This window comes from Candidatus Solincola tengchongensis (assembly GCF_015711935.1).
Taxonomy (GTDB): domain Bacteria; phylum Actinomycetota; class Geothermincolia; order Geothermincolales; family RBG-13-55-18; genus Solincola_A; species Solincola_A tengchongensis.
The window spans coordinates 97858-114779 of the sequence record NZ_JACVJJ010000103.1; the positions used below are offsets into that span (position 1 = coordinate 97858).

General features: G+C 63.1%; 15 protein-coding genes. All 15 read right to left on the reverse strand.

Annotated elements, in window-relative coordinates:
* A complete protein-coding gene (locus H7007_RS10440) occupies positions 1-939 on the reverse strand; it encodes an aspartate carbamoyltransferase catalytic subunit (RefSeq protein WP_287155197.1) in 939 nt (312 codons plus the stop codon).
* Between the two features lie 72 nt (positions 940-1011).
* Positions 1012-1554, reverse strand: a complete 543-nt coding sequence (gene pyrR, locus H7007_RS10445) for a bifunctional pyr operon transcriptional regulator/uracil phosphoribosyltransferase PyrR (RefSeq protein WP_287155198.1) — start codon at positions 1552-1554, stop codon at positions 1012-1014.
* Between the two features lie 564 nt (positions 1555-2118).
* The gene (gene nusB / locus H7007_RS10450; protein WP_287155199.1) at positions 2119-2730 is read right to left on the reverse strand and encodes a transcription antitermination factor NusB; all 612 of its coding nucleotides are present in this window, start codon (positions 2728-2730) and stop codon (positions 2119-2121) included.
* Positions 2731-3063, reverse strand: coding sequence for an Asp23/Gls24 family envelope stress response protein (locus tag H7007_RS10455; protein WP_287155200.1), 333 nt, complete (start codon positions 3061-3063; stop codon positions 2731-2733).
* A gap of 13 nt (positions 3064-3076) precedes the next feature.
* Positions 3077-3637 (reverse strand): elongation factor P, encoded by a 561-nt coding sequence (efp, locus tag H7007_RS10460; RefSeq protein WP_287155201.1) that lies wholly within the window; start codon positions 3635-3637, stop codon positions 3077-3079.
* Positions 3638-3694: 57 nt separating this feature from the next.
* Entirely contained in the window at positions 3695-4900 is a 1206-nt protein-coding gene (locus tag H7007_RS10465) for a M24 family metallopeptidase (RefSeq protein WP_287155202.1), read from the reverse strand.
* A 796-nt stretch (positions 4901-5696) separates the two neighbouring features.
* The gene (locus H7007_RS10470; protein ID WP_287155203.1) at positions 5697-6275 is read right to left on the reverse strand and encodes a hypothetical protein; all 579 of its coding nucleotides are present in this window, start codon (positions 6273-6275) and stop codon (positions 5697-5699) included.
* 581 nt (positions 6276-6856) lie between these two features.
* A complete protein-coding gene (locus tag H7007_RS10475; protein ID WP_287155204.1) occupies positions 6857-9121 on the reverse strand; it encodes an autotransporter outer membrane beta-barrel domain-containing protein in 2265 nt (754 codons plus the stop codon).
* A 158-nt stretch (positions 9122-9279) separates the two neighbouring features.
* Positions 9280-9852 (reverse strand): PulJ/GspJ family protein, encoded by a 573-nt coding sequence (locus H7007_RS10480; RefSeq protein WP_287155205.1) that lies wholly within the window; start codon positions 9850-9852, stop codon positions 9280-9282.
* A gap of 3 nt (positions 9853-9855) precedes the next feature.
* Positions 9856-12534, reverse strand: coding sequence for a type IV pilus modification PilV family protein (locus H7007_RS10485; protein ID WP_287155206.1), 2679 nt, complete (start codon positions 12532-12534; stop codon positions 9856-9858).
* A gap of 110 nt (positions 12535-12644) precedes the next feature.
* Positions 12645-13187, reverse strand: a complete 543-nt coding sequence (locus H7007_RS10490) for a pilus assembly FimT family protein (protein WP_287155208.1) — start codon at positions 13185-13187, stop codon at positions 12645-12647.
* A 253-nt stretch (positions 13188-13440) separates the two neighbouring features.
* Positions 13441-13881, reverse strand: a complete 441-nt coding sequence (gene aroQ, locus H7007_RS10495) for a type II 3-dehydroquinate dehydratase (RefSeq protein ID WP_287155209.1) — start codon at positions 13879-13881, stop codon at positions 13441-13443.
* A gap of 211 nt (positions 13882-14092) precedes the next feature.
* Positions 14093-15208: a 3-dehydroquinate synthase gene (gene aroB, locus H7007_RS10500; protein WP_287155210.1), complete on the reverse strand. Its 1116-nt coding sequence runs from the start codon at positions 15206-15208 to the stop codon at positions 14093-14095.
* The gene (locus H7007_RS10505) at positions 15193-15732 is read right to left on the reverse strand and encodes a shikimate kinase (RefSeq protein ID WP_287155211.1); all 540 of its coding nucleotides are present in this window, start codon (positions 15730-15732) and stop codon (positions 15193-15195) included. The genes aroB and H7007_RS10505 overlap by 16 nt, the downstream gene beginning before the upstream one ends.
* 199 nt (positions 15733-15931) lie before the next feature.
* The coding region (gene aroC / locus H7007_RS10510) for a chorismate synthase (protein WP_287155212.1) at positions 15932-16922 on the reverse strand (991 nt) is incomplete at its 5' end.

Below are 16922 nucleotides of genomic sequence, written 5' to 3' on the forward strand. Positions count from 1 at the left end.
TCAATCACCCCTCTCTCCCGGCCCCAGCAGGAGGAAGAGCACGGCCATACGCACCGCTACCCCCGCTGCCACCTGGGCGGTTATGGCGGCATGTGGTGCGTCGGCCACCTCGGAGGAGATCTCCATCCCCCTGTTCATGGGACCGGGGTGCATCACCACCACTCCCGGACCGGCGGCCCTCAGGCGCTCGTTGTTTAATTGGTAATATCTGGCATATTCTTGCGGGGACGGGAATCTGCCCTCCAGGAGCCTCTCTTTCTGTACCCGCAGCATGTAGAGGACGTCGCAGTGGGGAATCACCTCGTCGAGGTCATAGGACACCTCGACCCCTTCCGGCAGGAGCGGCGGCAGGAGGGTGGGAGGCGCCACGGCCACCACCTTCATCCCCATGGCCAAGCAGGCCTTGAAACCGGACCGTGCCACCCGGGAGTGGAGGATATCGCCCACATAGGCGATGGTCCTTCCCTCCAAGTCTCCAAGCCTCTCCCGCATGGTGAAGAGGTCCAGCAGGGCCTGGGTGGGATGGGCGTGCATGCCGTCCCCGGCGTTGAGCACCGTGACGTCCAGCCAGCGGCGGAGGAGCCATGGAGCCCCTGACACCGGATGCCGGATGACCACGGCGTCCACCCCCATGGCGCGCAGGGTGAGGGCGGTGTCCTTGAGGCTCTCGCCCTTCTCCACACTGGAGGTGGAGGCGGCGAAGTTCAACACGTCGGCGCTGAGCCGCTTGGCTGCCACCTCAAAGGAGAGCCGGGTCCGGGTGGAGGGCTCGTAAAAGAGGTTGACCACCGTCTTTCCTCGCAGCGAGGGCACCTTCTTGATGGGGCGGCGCATGACCTCGGAGAAGGAACGCGCCGTCTCCAGGATGCGCTCCATGTCCTCGCGGGTCAGGTCGTCCACGTCCAGGAGATGTCTCCTCTCCGCGGCGTCAACCGTCATCGGACCTCCCTTCTCCCGCTCTCGCGACCATGAGGTCCACGGGGTATGCGGGAACGCTCCGGGAACAAAACCTCAATCCGGGTAGCCGATGTACACGGCATCCTCCCCATCCACCTCCTTGAGGGCCACCTTGACCTCTTCCTCCCTGGATGTGGGGAGGTTCTTCCCCACGTAATCGGCCCTGATGGGGAGCTCGCGGTGGCCGCGGTCCACCAGAACGGCAAGCTGGATGGTGGCCGGGCGGCCGAAGTCTATGATGGCGTCCATGGCGGCGCGCACGCTGCGCCCGGTGTACAGGACATCATCCACGATGACCACGTGCTTCCCCTCCAGATCGGGCGGGAGGTAGGTCTCCCTTACCACCGGTTGCTCCAGGGTATGCAGGTCGTCGCGGTAGAGGGTGATGTCCAGCCTCCCCACCGGGACTTCCACCCCCTCTATGGAAGCCACCGCCTCGGCGATACGCGAGGAGAGGGGCACGCCGCGAGTCCTTATCCCCACAAGCACCAGGTCCGAGGCGCCCCGGTTGCGCTCCACTATCTCGTGGGCGATGCGTCGCACCGCCCGGCGTATGTCGTCCTCCTCCATCACCTTGGCTTTCACCCGGAAACCCATCCCCGTCCCTCCCGCGCTCTCCCTACCCCGCGGGGCTCACCTGCGGGCCATTTTCTGTATCCCCGCCGCCCGCACGGCGCACTGCCCTGGCGCTCGCCGTCCTCACTTCTCTCCCGGACCTTCGATCACGAACCCGCCATCCCTCTTACCGGCCCCAAAAAAGCCCCCCTGCGGCCGGCGCAGGAGGGCTACCGTCGATCACCGTTCGTTCCCTTGCCAGCCTCACGGGACTGGATTTAAAGGTATTATCTATCATAACACCGCCTATGGGGGCGGACAACGGGGCCGAGCGTCAGCCCCGCATGATGTTCCTGGCCGTCATTCGCCGGGCCCCGCGAAAAGAGTTTTTTTCCTTCGCTGGGAAGAACATACCCTCAAAAGGCGGCCGTAAAATACTTCTACCCCACGGAACCTTTTCCCTCTGCCCCAAACGGCGGATTTCATTTTCTCCGTCCCCTGCACGAGCACCCGGCCCTCGATCTCTCCTCGCTCCCACTGCCGCTCAACCTCCACAACCGGAAAGGGAGCCGTGCATGGATTCTTCCCTGATCCCCGGCCCGGAGATCACTGCCGCTCGCCTGAGCCCCCTTCTCTCTCTTCCCGATGGGCGTGCCCCTCACCCTTCCCCGCCCGCTCCCGGAGCACCCGGCCCAGTATCCCGTTGACGAACTTCCCGGAGTCCTCGGTGGAGAACACCTTGGCCAGCTCGACATATTCGTTCACCGTAACCCCGGGGGGTACCTCCGGGAGGTAGAGGAGCTCCGCGATGGCCAGTCTCAGGAGGTTGCGGTCCACCAGGGGCATGCGCTGGAGGGACCAGCGGTCGGCGTAGGAATCGATGAGCCGGTCGATCTCCTCTCCGTGCTCCAGGTAAGCGCGAAGCAGGTCGATGGAGAAACCTGGCAGATCTGCCGGATAGACGAGGGTGCTGGAACCGAAGGAGTAGAGCTCCTCTATCACCGCCTCCTCCCCCAGCAGGAGGCGCACCCGCTCCAGGGAGATGTCCGGTATGCCGTCGGGCGGCTGGGGATGCTCCTCCACGCCCTCCTTGAGCATGCTGCGGAAGGAATCGGCGGCCTCCTCAAGGCTTTCCCCGGTGAGGTCCATCCGGTAAAGGACGTCGCAGGCCAGTTTCCTGGCCAGGGTGCGCCGGCTGAAGAGCTGGGAACTGCTCACCTAGACGGCGTTCACCCCCACCACATCCACGTTCACCGCCGCCACCGGCCAGCCGGTCATCGATTCCACGGCCTCCTTAACGCGGCGCTGCACCTCGGCGCCCACGGCATGGAAATCCACGCCGTAATCCATGTTCACCTCGAGGTCCAGGGTCATCCCGTCCTCCGATGGTGAGGCCTTGATCCCCTTGGCGAGGTTCCTCCTCTTGCGTCCCTCCTCCGCCGGTTCGCCGCGCAATCCCACTCCCGACGCTCCCTCCACGGAGTTCAGGGCTATCCCCGCTATGAGCTCCAGTACCCCCTGGCGCAGCTTGTATTCCCCTGCTTCCAACATATGGGCTACCCTCTCACTCCACTCGCTCCACATACTCGCCGCTGCGGGTATCCACCCTGACCCGATTGCCCACCTCGATGAAGAAGGGCACGTTGATCACCAGCCCCGTCTCCAGAGTGGCCGGCTTGCTCCCTCCGCTGGCCGTGTCGCCCTTGACCCCCGGGGCGGTCTCCACCACCTCCATGTCCACGAACACCGGAGGCTCGACCCCCACGGGCTTCCCCTCGTAGAGGGGGACTTCCACGGTCACGCCCTCGACCAGGTATTTGGCGGTCTCGCCTACCTCCTCCTCCGAGATGGGCAACTGCTCGTAGGTGTCCAGGTCCATGAACAGGTAGTTGGTGCCGTCCCGGTATAGGTACTGCATGCGCCGCTTGTCCAGGATGGCCAGCTCCACCCTCTCCCCGGCGCGGAAGGTCTTCTCGATGACCGCCCCGGTCTTGAGGTTCTTCAGGCGCGTGCGCACGAATGCCCCACCCTTGCCGGGCTTTACGTGCTGGAAGTAGACGAGCGTGTACAGCGTGCCGTCAAGATCCAGGGTTATACCGTTACGGAAATCGGCCGTGGTTATCATGCTCCCTCTCTTCCTTCCCGACTCGACTTTCGCGTCCCATTTTAACACACGCCGAGCTCAGTAATCGGAGGGGTCGAGAGACCTTGAAAGCGTGGTGAGCACCTCCGCTCCTCCCCTGGTCACCATCACCATGTCCTCCACCCTCACGCCTCCCACTCCCGGGAGGTACACCCCTGGTTCCACGGTGACCACCATGCCTTCCTCCAGGATGTCGCGGCTGCGGGGGGAGAGGTTCGGGGCTTCGTGGACCTCCAGGCCCACGCCGTGCCCCAGCCCGTGCCCGAATGCCTTCCCGTACCCCGCCTTTTCCAGGATTTCCCTAGCGGCACGGTCCACGACGCTCGCCCTAACGCCGGGCCTCACCGCTTCCAAGGCCCTCTGCTGGGCCTCGAGAATCAGGCGGTGTGCCCTCCTCAATTCTCCGGGCACGCGCCCCAGGGCCAGGGTACGCGTGCAGTCGCTGCTGTAACCGCCGAGGACGACGCCCCAGTCCACCACCACGGCCCCGGTGAGCCCGGCTTGGGAGGGCCTGGCATGTACAAGCGCGCTCCTCTTGCCCCCGGCCACGATGGTCTCGAAGGCCATGGCCTCCGCTCCCCGGCGGCGTGCCGCGTAGTCCAGCCCCAGAGCCAGTTCCCTCTCCGTGGAAGTTCCTTCCAGATCGCGCAATGCCTCCCGGAAGGCTTCTTCAGCCACCCTTATGCCTCTTCTCATGAGCTCCAGCTCCGCGGAGCTCTTGCGCGACCGCAGCCGCGTAAGGCCCGCTCTGAGGGGCGCAAGGGAAACCAGCCCTCGCAGCCTCCGCCGGTATAGGGAAAGCTCTGCGCAGGTGAGGGCATGGGGGTCGTACCCGACTCGCGGAAGCCTGTCCCACGCGCGGTCATCACCGTAAGCGGGCCCCTCGGCTTTCTCCCCCCCGTCCCTTCCCCGCGCTTCCGCACCGGCCTCCGGGCCCACTCCGGTCCGGAGGAGAATGTCCCGCAAAGCCCTTCCGATATCCTCCTCGTAGATCACCGTACGCAGGCCGAAAACCTCTTCCCGGGATTGTTCCCGGTAACGGAAATCGGTAAGGAACCAACCTGAACGTGGTAGGAGGAGAGCCAGTCCGCTGGACCCGCTGAAACCGCACAGGTAACGCAGGTCAGGCAGCCCGGTCACAAGCAAACCGTCCAGCCCCTGTTCCCGCATCGCTTCTCGAAAAATCCTCCGCCGGCGCGCGTATTCCTCCGGCTCAAAAGCGCCCTTTCTGCCAACTTCTTCCATAAGAATACCTCCCGACGTGATTCCTCCGGCCAGGATATTCCGCCTGGCGCCGCGGCGTCAAATCCCGCCGGCGGGATCGTCAGCCGTTCGCTAGTCATTGTAAGACACATCCGCACCGGCCTTGGCCCTCCTATCCGTACCGACCTCGGCCCTTCTCGACATGGGCAGCTCCGGTACAAGGGATTCCACGGCGAAGGATTCTTACCCCACCTCAGTGCCCAAGTGATCCTCAGGGCCCGGATCGACGGCGCCGTACAGGCGTCAAGAGCGTTCCTGTGTGAGCGGTATGGCCGCTCCTCTATTTCAATCCGGACACAGGAGACCAGGCGTGGAACCAGCACGGGAAACAGGCCATGGCGCCGAAAATTTCGCAAGCGAATATCGTCCCCTGCTTAGGGGCAACGTTTTTCAATTCACCCGCGCGGGTCCCGGCAAGGAACCGGGACAGGCGTCAACCATGTCATCCAAGATCCCGTATGGCATGACCAGATCCTCCGGGAGAACAAGGTCTGGGAAATGGCTAAAATTATGAGCCCTAAGGTACCGTAAGGGCATCGGCATACGATGCGGTGGAGCTGGAGGCAGGCAGGCCACGGCATGGCCAACACGAGCGAGTCGACGCCTACGTATGGATGTCCGTGATCCTTGACCCTGCTCCGACACCGCTATCCTCGATTTCCGATATGTCGAGAGCCAAATCCCAGATTCCATTTCATCCCGGATCGCAGCCGGGCCACCGATGTGCTTGCTTCACCGCTCCCGCAAATACTGCCTGGCGATGCTCCATATCGGCGGCTCAGGCTTGCTCCCCTGCATCATGCTCCTTCCCGCCGTAGCGCAGGAAGAAGACGGCCAGGCAGGCGACCACCGCGGCCCAGATGAGGTGGGCCAGGAACTCGAATATATACCAGTCTATCCAGGCCAGCACCCCGCTCTTCGCCGCATGGGGCAGGAAATACACGCGATCCACACCGAGTACCAGCATGAGCAGCACCACGCCCATGAGATACCAGGCCAGGACGTGCAGCTTGAAGGCCGTCACCGCCAGCCTGCCCTCCCGGCGCTGGGTGAGGGCGAACCCGATGCCGAAGAGGACTAACCCCAGGGCTAGGAGGTTGCCGTTCACCGCAAGCCAGGGGGAGAAGGCCGCCACCCAACCGGACACACCATGCAGGACCACGCTCTCTCCCTGGTCCACCATCTCCCCGTCCTGGTATTGGGGTTCCCTGATGACCGTGAGTACGCCTTTCCCGGCCAGGTCCACCCCATAGACCATGTTGATGACCAAGGTGAGGGTGAAATAGACCACCAGCAGCAGTCCGGCGATCATGAGAAAGCGAAAGAAGCGCTTTTCCGCACCCATCCTACCTCTCATCTCCCTTCATCTCAAAAGGTTCGGACCCTTCATCTCGAAAGGTCTGGACAAGCCTTCCTCCAACCGTTACGCAAAGGGTTCCTCTCCTCTAGGGTATGGGTTTCATCCCCGATCCGTATTTTCTTCCTGCCCTTCCCGGCATCAGTTCCGGACCATCCTGACTCCCTCATCCACCCCTCGTGCACTTAAGTCATGTGAAAGGCTATGGCCCTATGGCCCGGAGGCTGTCACATTCGAGGTGTCACAGCGTCACCGATTCCCGGTCGCCTTCTGCACCTACCATTGTGGATTGGCAGACCTTTCCACATCTCATGAGATTACCGCCATAGCTCAAACCCACCTGGCCTACCTGTCTCCCTTTACACTCCCCCTCATAAGGCCTGCGCGCACGTAGCGCACGGCCTTCTACCCTTTCAGCGCTTTTCGCAAACAGCGCTCTCTCCTGTACAATTCTTCAATCCCCGGGCCGGTTCTCCCTTCAGCCCCCACCGCAGAAGTGACGCCGCGTAGTCAGGATAACCCTATAAACGGAGCGGCCCCCGATGCTTCGGGGACCGCCTCAACCGCTAAGGTTCTCGTTCTCAGAGTTCTTTCCAGGACTTCACAGTGAAGGGGATGCGGAAGGCCTCGCCCAGGACGGCAGGGTTCTTGAACCTGATGGCGTGATTGTACAGGCCGATCTTGAACTTGTTCTTGTTGGAGTTGATGACGATGTCGCCGCGGGCGGTGATCTGCCCCTCTATGGACCGGAACCAGCCCATCTCGTACTGCACGCTCACCGGGTCGGTGTTGGGGTTGTATGTCCTGTGTGCGGCGTAGATGAACATCTTGTCGTTGTCGTCGATGGCCATGTTGAAGTTGGTCTCGTAGGTCACCTTGTTCCCGGCGATGATCTGGAACTCGGCATCGCCGGCACCCTGACGGCGGAGCTCCTCCCTCAGGATCACGTTCCCCGTGGCCACGAAGACGCCCTTGCAGTTCACCGGCACGTTCACCGTGCCGATGCCCAGGTCGCCCTCCACGAACACCACGTAAAGGCTGGATGAGATCTGGCCGGGGGCGATGTCCAGGTCGGGCACGCTGCTGGTGTAGTAATGCTGCTGTCCGTCCTCCAGCTCCTGCTCCTTGGCCTTCTCCCGGTAGTAGTCGAAGTCGCACTGGGGCATGAGCACCTCGTTGAAGGGAGTGGGGGCGAAGGGGTCGGAGGCAGAGGGCACGTTGAAGGTGGTGGGCAGCTGGGCCATGCTCCCGTCCACGGTGACGTTGCCGGAGATGCTCGGAGTGCCTCCGTAACGCCGGGCGTCCCGGTAATCCCTTATGTTGGCGTTGCTCCCCGAGGTGGCCAGGGTCATGGCCCCGTTGGAGAAGATCCCCTGCCCGGGAAGGCCGGCCGGCACCGGGACGCTCCCCCCGGCCACGTAGATGGGAGCCGAGTTGAAGGCCCCGGTCTCCTCGCTTCTAACGGTAACCGTGGACTCACCGTAGATGTTGCCGGAAATGGTGGTGCTGCAGGTCCCGAAGGAGCCCGTCTTGTTGTACAGGTTGAGGTTGCCCCCGTCGCAGTAGATGTTGCCGCCCACCGTGTTGGCCACCGTCCCCCCGGCCCCTAGCCGGGCGGACAGGTTCACGTTCCTCCCGTAGATATGACCGGCCACGCTGTAGCCGCTGGGGGTGAGCGCTCCCACGCCGTAACCCAAGTCCACGTTCACGTCCCCCTTGGCCTGGATGTCGCCGCCCACTCGCAGATACAAAGCGGTGAGCACGTTGGAATCTCCGGTGACGCTCACGTTGCCCCCGGCGTAGATACTTCCGTTGATGTTGTAGCGCACGTCGGCCCCAACGGTGATGTCCCCCACAACGGTGACGTTCTGACCGCTGAAGATGTTGCCGTTGACGGTAACCGTCGGCCAGGCGAAGGCCAGGGCCCGGTTCTCCAGGTACACGCTGCGGTTGGACCTTATGTTCCCCGAGATGCGCAGGTCCGAACCCGCGCCCACCCGGATGCGGTTGTAGAGACGGACCCCGTAATCGTAATCGCGCAGCCTGCCGTGTGCGTTGATGTCCCCGGTAACGTTGATGGTCCCCCCGCTCAGGATGCCCTTGTCCGTCTCCAGGTTCACTCCTCCCCCCAGGTCCCCGGGCTTGGTGAGGATCCCGCTGTATATGTTGCCGTTGATGTTGATGTCCGAGGAGGCAAAGGCGATGGAGCGGTTGTGGACCAGAACGTCCCCTCTCTCCGTGACCACGTTGCCGTTGATGACGAAATCGTTGGCCCCGATGAGCTGTGCGGAATCGGCCAGGGTGATGTTCTTCCCCGCGTATACCTGCCCGTCCACCTCGCACTGGCCGATGGAGAAGGCGGAGAAATCCCCGTCCAGGTTGATGTTTATGTTCCCCTCCTTGGAGAAGAGCACGTAGTCGAAGGCATTGTAATAGCGTCCGCCGGCGAAGGTCACCACTTCCTCGATGGTGCGGTAGAAGGTCCTCTCCACGCCCTCCACGCTGGCCCGGTACTCGCCGTAGGAGGTTATCTTCCAGTCGTAGGGGTCGCCGTCCCCGAAGTCGGGGTTCTTCTGTACGTAGACCTCGTAGGTGCCCGCACCTCCCCAGAGGGAACCGGTCACCGGGGTGGAGATGGTGTCCTCGATGGCCTCCGAGGCCAGCATGGCATGGGCCACGTCCAGTCCCGCTTCAGCCGCAGACAGGGCCCGGGCGGCCGGTGTCACGCCCACCGAGTTGCGAAGGGCCACTGCGGTGTAGAGCAAAATAAGGGCTCCCAGGATACCGATGACCATGATGGCGAAGATGACGAAGAGCATGGCGAAGCCGTTCTCCCCCTCGCACATCGCCGTCCTCTTCGCCCCTCCTGCGAAATGGCCCCGTCGCGGCAAGAGCCTTATAAGCGCTCCGGCAACGCCGGACCTGCCTGTCTCGCGTCCACTTCCGCTCCTCATCGCCGCTCACTCCCGATCTTCGGTTACTCTCATCCGATGCCCGCCGCCCCTCATCTCCTCACCCTCACCTGGGTCTTGGCCGTCTCCTCCTGCTTTACCTTTCCGCTGGTCCTGGAGATGGTCAGCTCGATCTCCACCAGGGCTATGGAGGCCAGGCTCTGGTTGGGGTTGGTCAGAAGGGTGCCCGCGGCGCTGTAATAACGGAAAATGAGCCCGGACACCCCGGCGACCACCAGCTTGTCGCCGCTGAAGAGGGCGGGGCAGTTCATGTACAGGGCGTCCCCGCTCAAGAAGAAGCGCACCGTCTGCTGAGTGGCGCTTCCCAGCACGTACCCGGTAAAGGTCATGTCGTTGGCCCCGGCGTTGTGGAATGTCCTGGCCGTGCGCAGCTGGTCCACCATGGTGTCCATGGCCATGCGCAGGTCCTCGGCGATGTCCGAGCGCGCGATCACCACGCCGCTCTCGCCCAGCTGCGCGTCCAGCAGCTGGAAGGTGGCCAGGACCAGCATGGAGAGTATGAGCACGGCCACCAGGAGCTCCGGGAGGGAGAAGCCCTCCTCCCCCTTACCCGGACCGTGCCACAGGATAAGGCGTGCCACGAACGACCGTGCCCGCTTGCCCATGGCTCAACCCTCCCTTTGGAAAGCGATGCGGTTGATGTACCAGTCCTGCCACACACCGCTGGCGTCGTTGCGCAGGCGCATCCTCCCCATCCCGCCCTCGTCCGGGCCGGTAGTGGCCCTCATGGTCTCGTCCATCTCCACCCACACCTTGGCCTGGGAACGGTCCATGTGCACCGTGAGCCCGGTCCAGGTGTAGTTCATCCCCGTGTGCGGCGGCGCGTCGTTGTTCATCACCTGCACGCTCAGGGTACTACCCTTGTTGAAGCCCATTCCCCGGATCTCCTGGAAGTACATCTCGCCCTTGGTGCGGTATTCCACCGTACCGTGGGCGGGATCGTTCTCCCAGGCCCAGGCATTGTATATGTTTCCCCAGGGCGGGATGTTGGCGTAAGTCCCCTCAATGCTTTGGAACCAGTTGCTCCAGCCCATCCAGGATCCGCCGACCACCGCATCGTAGCGGCTCATGATGATCAGGGAATACTGCGCCGGGTCTGTGGGGACGCTGGCCGTGCGCAGTACCGGAGCCCCCAGCGTGACGTTGAGATTGGTAAGGTAGGTTACCGGAGTTGGACGCAGGGTGTCCGTGAACCCGTAATCCGTGAGCCCGGCGGGAACGGAGAGGCCGTAGAACATCCACTGCCCGAGGTCGCAGTCCACCAGGTTCAACTTGGCCTCCACATGGCGGCCGTACTGCGAGGGTACCGGGTCCTCCATGGCCTCGGTGGCCAGCCAGTCGTTGGCCGGGTCGGCCACCTCCTGAATGCGGAGTTGGAAATCGGTCCCCGTGAGGGGGTCGCGGTCGAAGCACTCGCCATCCACGCTCACCTGGACATCGAAGTAGTTCTGCCACAAGCCGTAGGTCTCCACCTGGTAATCGTAGATGATGGGGGCCGGCCTCCGGATCTCGAAGGCGGGCGCCAGCGCATAGCCGAAACCATTGCTGTTCTGGGCATAGAGCCAGTATTTCCCGTAATGACCCGGCCCTACGTAGGGAGCGAAGTCGAAGACCGCCTCCAGGGTGTGCTGGTCTATCCAGTTGACCCTCACGGCGTCGAAGACCACGTCCCCCGTGGGAGGAGCTGAGGAACCGATGCCCATCTTCAGGGTGACGAAGCTGTCGAAGTTCACCCCCTCCACGCGCAGCCAGTACATGTAGGGGCGGTCGTCGTACCCGAAGGACCTGACCTGAGGAGTGGTGCTCTCCACATAGACCTCCCCCGGCTCCACGTACCCCTTGACGTAGACGTCGAATATGCCCGGCGGCCCCTCCAGGTAGTAGTTGTCACTCGCCGGGAGCTCGCAGTAGGTGTTCCCCATGACGTTGATGTCCGGGGTGGCCCGTTCTATGCAGTTTATGATGCGCACCTTGTAGTACCCGCCGATATGGCCGTTGAAGTTGAACCTGGCGGTCACAGTGAGCCCGCCTTGGTATCCCTTGTTGGCGGTCGGGCTGATGCTCATGTTGGTGCAGTTGATGACGTCGACGGGTTCACCGGTGTCCGGGTGGGTCTCGGTGTGCACCAGCTGGACCACCGCCCCCACCCCCGGGTTGGGGTAGTTGTAGCTCAGAAGGTCGGTGACGTAGGCCACGTTGGTGAAGGTGAGCACCTCATCGGTGCTGCTCTCCCTGCCGGACTTGTTCCCGTCGCTGTCGGAATAGCTGGAACCCGGGCTGTAATAGACGGGAACCGGGTATTCGACCACGAAGATGTCGCTGCGTACGGAGATGATGTGGTTGACCACCAGCCAGGCGTGCCAGTACCCGGGCTTGCGCCGCGGATACCAGACGTTAGTGGGCCCGGACTTTCCTCCGGAGTCCAGGCTGATGGTGCCCTCAAGGTACTTACGTCCTCCCTCCTCCCCGTAGGTGAGGTTGGCCGGGGAGATGTCGTTGTCGTCCACCCTCACCAGTTTGAGGTCTACAAGGCCGGCGTTGAGGTCGGACTGGGTGAAGCCCTCGCCGTAGGCCCGGATGGTGATGGAGCTCTTGTGGTGGGGGGCACTCACGCACTCCCCGAAGGCGTTGTAGCGGGTGCCCAGCTTGGTGGTGTCCGCGGATATGTTCACCACCTTGTCGATGTACACGTTGGCCACCACGTCGGTGGGGGAGGCGTAGAGTTCGGTGTCCGAAAAGGTCCGGCCGTTGGCCAAAGTGACCTTTATCTCGTAGAGGATGAGGTTGAGGGCCTTGCCCGTGGGGGTCTTGGGCCGGTCGTACCCGTAAAGGGTCATGGGCCGCCAGTCGGCAGCGAGGTCGGTGTCCTCCGCCGCTTCCGCCAGGGTCTTCCCGCTGGCCTCCTCCTCGTCCACGTAGGCCATCTTTATGGTCACCGTCATACCCGGATAGGGTTCGGAGGAGCTGCTCTTCATGACTATCTCCGGCGCGTTGTTCCAGGTGTTGTTATATATGGGAGAGCGGTTACCCCAGTAGAAATCGTCAACGTCCATAGGTGTGGAGAGGTCATCCTCGGTGTGCGCGTAGTAGAAGGGGATGTTCTTCACCTTCTCCGTGTACAGTCGCAGGCATTCCTGGGCCATGTTCAGGTCGTAGGACACCCGGGAGACCTTGAAGGCGGCGTCGAACATACCCGCCATGGGGATGACGGCGATGGCCAGGATGAGGAAGGCCACCATCACCTCGGCGATGGAGAAACCTTCCTCCCCCATCAGAACCTTTCTCATTATCCGGGTAAGCATCTCTTCGCTCCCTCCTCAGCCCGTCTCCCCGATTCAATCCCCCAGTCCGGCCCTTCCTCCCCAACCGGACATCGGGCATCGATTCACGGCGCCCGTCATATCACCTCGCCGAGCTCGTTGCAGGACACCGTTGCCGTCAGATCTCCCTTCACCAGGGTGACCTGAAGAGACCCTCCGGCGGGCACCGTACTCACCCTCACCACGCTACCTTCCCTCCGGAAGAGTAGGGTGACTCCGGATTGCACCTGCACCGCCCCCTCCGCTAGTTTGAACCAGTAGTGGCCGTTGCCGTCGGTCAGGTAGGAAGATCCCGGAAAGGGCGTCTCCGTCGGTGTATCCTCATCCCGCTCGTTTACCCCGCCTGGGTACACGCGGTAGATGGTGTACTGATTGGGATGTGCTCCTGACGAGTCCCAGAACTGCAGGTAGACGTCCACGCCCTCCTCTCCCGCGATGCTCCGGGCCCGGTTTATGGCCCTCTCCACCTCCTGCACCGCACTGCGCAGGGCAAGCCCCTTACGCGAATTGGCGTAACTGACGGTCGCAGTAAGAAGGATTATCCCCAGGATGATGACCACTGCGGCCAGCTCCACAATGGTGAAACCCGCTTCCTTCTTCAGTTTTTCAAATCTTCCCATCTTCCGTGCCGACTCCTATTTCGCCGTGCCTGGACATGAGAAAAGCCCTCTTTTCGACATTCCTCTTCTGATCCTCACATCCTTAATTCTGTTTCGAACCTCACGCCTCAAAGCTTAATACACACGCCGTCTCCCGGTGGTAAAATGTCTGTTACTCGTGTTACGAAAATGTTACGAGCCCTTTCTAGCTGGGAAAACGCCTCCAATTTCGCTACTCCACGGCGGCCCTTCGTAGTGCCTCATCCCTTGGGATTCATCCCCTTCCGAGCTCCGCTACCAGCCATTGGAGCGCCAGCTGATAACCTCTCGTCCCCAACCCGCTTATCACTCCCTTGGCCACGGGCGAGATCACCGAACGGGACCTCCATTCCTCCCGGGCGAAGATGTTGCTTATGTGCACCTCCACCACCGGCACGCCCAGGTCCGCCAGCGCATCTCGCAGGGAGTAGCCGTAATGGGTCAAGGCGCCGGGGTTGATCACCAGGCCGGCGGCGCGTCCCCGCAGTCCCTGCAGGTAATCGACGATGGCCCCTTCATGATTGCTCTGGTAGAACTCCAGCTCTACGTCCAGTTCGGCGGCCTTCTCCCGGAGCTCCTCCCTGACTTCCTCCCAGGATGCTTTCCCGTACATGTCCTGGTCCCGCTCCCCCAAGAGGTTCAGGTTGGGACCGTTGACCACGGCGATCAGCGGCATCTCCGTCTTACCTCCTTCCGCTTATCCGGCGACCAGGCTCTAGGCGGCAATGGACCTCCCGCTATCCTTATCCCCATGTCCGGTCCTCCCTATCCCCTACGGCGTCATCCCCCGCAAACCGGCGGCCCTTTGGTGATACCTCCCGTCCCATACCTCGTGCTTCTGGCCCCCATCCCGTGCTCCACCTCTACGGCAGTGAAAAGGGTGCATATCACCGTGCGGCGTGCAAATCCTTCAATGTCCTTTCCACCGTTTCCCACACCAGATCTGGCGGCGGCGATTCCACCAGCTCCGGGGACTGCCATTCCCTGAGGAGGACGAAACGCAGGCTCCGGCCCCGCTTCTTGTCCGCCTCCATGAACCCCAGGACATCCCGGGCGGAGACCTCCAGGGGCCGGGGGATATCCCGCAACAGCGGAAGGAGCACCCGGAGGTGTCTTTCGACCAGAGGCACCCGCGCCCTTCCGCTCCATTCCGCCATCCGGGAGGCCATGATCATCCCCAGGGCCACGGCCTCGCCGTGGCGCAGCATCCGGTATCCGGCGGCCGCCTCCAGGGCGTGGCCGAAGGTGTGCCCGTAATTGAGAAAGGCGCGGATGCCCTTGAGGTCCATCTCGTCCTCCCCCACCACCCTCGCCTTGTGTGCGGCGCAACGGCGTACCAGAGGGGCGAAGTCGTATCCCTCCGGAGGCCTTCCCTCCGGCCAGCCCTCCATCTCCCGGAGGATCTCGGGATCGTAGAGGAACCCGTATTTGGCCACCTCGGCCATCCCGCTCAGGACCTCCCTTTCCGGAAGGGTGCGGAGCACCGAGACATCGGCGATCACCGCCTCCGGGTGGTAAAAGCACCCTACGATGTTCTTCCCCTCCGGCAGGTCCACTCCCGTCTTGCCCCCGATGCTCGAATCCACCATGGACATCAGGGTGGTGGGGAGCTGCAGGTAGCGTACCCCCCGCATATAGGTGGCGGCCAGGAAACCGGCCAGGTCCCCAACCACTCCTCCCCCGAAGGCCAGGATCATGTCCTCGCGGGTGAGGCTTTCCCGGAGCAGAAACCGGTAGCCCTCCGTCACCGTGCCCAGGGTCTTGTTCTCCTCGCCCTCAGGGAAGGTGAACCAGATGACGCGCCCATGCCGGGGCAGCTCGTCCCTCAGGGCTTCTTCCAGATCCTTTCCGTGCATCTCCCGCAGGGGAGGATGGCTCACCACCGCCACCTTATCCGGCCCCAGGCGGCGCAGGATCTCCGGCAACGCCTCTTTGTAGCTCCCACTACCCACAAGGATGGGATACTCCTTCCCCCCGGCGCGCACCATCAGCTCCCCAGGCATCTTCTCTCTATCTCCTCCACCACCTCTTCGGGAGTACGTTCGTCGGTGGTCACTACCACGTGGGCCGCCCGCCGGTAAGCCTCCTCCCTGCGAGCCATCAATTCCTCGACCCTTTCCGCGACGTCCCCCGCCGCTAGGAGAGGACGCCCCTCTCCCCCGCCCACGCGCTGCAGGATGGTCTCCCTTCCCGCCTGGAGATATATCACGGTACACCTCTCCCGCAGGAGGTCCACGTTCTCCGGGCGGAGGATGATGCCGCCCCCACAGGCCAGCACCTTTCCTTCTCCGTGCAGCTTTTCGCGCAGGGCACGGCTCTCCCGGTCCCGGAATCCCTCCTCGCCCTCGCGTTGGAATATCTCCGGGATGCTCATGCCCGCCTCCCGGGAGATGTCTTCGTCGAGGTCCACGAACCGCATTCCCAACCTCCGGGCTAAGAGGGTCCCGATGGTGCTCTTCCCGGCCCCCATGAAGCCGATCAGGGCAATGTTCTTTCTCTTTTCAGGCTTTTTCCTCTTTTCCCACATCCCGTCCGCCCCTTGTGCGGAGGCCACCCGGAGGCCCTAGGCGGGGCCTTCAGGCGGTCCCGGCCTTCGCTCCGGATAGCGATCCCTCATCCAGGGAGACGAACCTGCGAACGCTGTGCGTCCGGGAACCCTCCCGGCATCTCCGAATCGGAAACTCCGCAGTCGCCACCTTCTATCCATAATCTTGCCGACGTGCACCTTAAAAGGACCTCTGGCGCCTCACGAGATCCCTATGGCGTTCGCTTATCTCCCCCAGGCTGTCGCCGCCGAGCTTCTCCAGCATGGCATCCGCGATGACGAAAGCCACCATCGCCTCGGCGATGACCGCCGCCGCGGGGACGGCGCAAACGTCGGACCTCTCAACCGCGGCGTTTACCTTCTCCTTGGTCATGAGGTCCACGCTCTCCAGGGGTGAGGCCAGGGTGGGGATAGGCTTCATGGCCGCTCTGACCACCACAGGTTCCCCATTGGTCATCCCGCCCTCGAGACCCCCGGCGCGATTCGTAGGCCTGAAGAATCCCCTCCTTCGAGAGTGGCGGATGGGGTCGGCCGCTTGCGAGCCCCGCAGGCCCGCCAGCCGGAAACCGTCCCCGATCTCCACCCCTTTGATGCCCTGTATGGACATCACCGCCGCCGCCAGCCGTGAATCGAGCCTGCGGTCCCAGTGCACGTGGCTCCCCAGTCCGGCGGGGACCCCATAGGCAACCACCTCGAATACGCCCCCCAGGCTGTCGCCCTCACGGCGGGCGCGGTCAACCTCCTCACGCATGCGCCGCGACGTCTCGGGCTCCAGGCAGCGCAGGGGATCTCCATCGGCGGCGGCCATCTCCTCCCTGCTCGGGAGGGCCCGCCTCTCCTGGACCCTGACCTCCCCCACCTGGAGGACGTGGGAATGCACGTGTACGTCAAGACAGAAGAGAAGGGACTTGGCCAGCGCGCCGGCGCACACCCTGCCCACCGTCTCCCTGGCCGAGGAGCGCTCTAAGATGTCGCGTATGTCCCTGGTATCGTACTTCAACGCTCCCGCCAAATCGGCATGGCCCGGGCGGGGCCTGGTGAGCGGTTCGACCTCGACATCGCCGAAGGGGGACATCCCCTTGAGCCATTTCCGGCTTTCCGCGTTCCGGACCAGCATCGCCACCGGGCTTCCCAGTGTCCGCCCTCCCCTGACCCCGCTCAGGACCTCCACC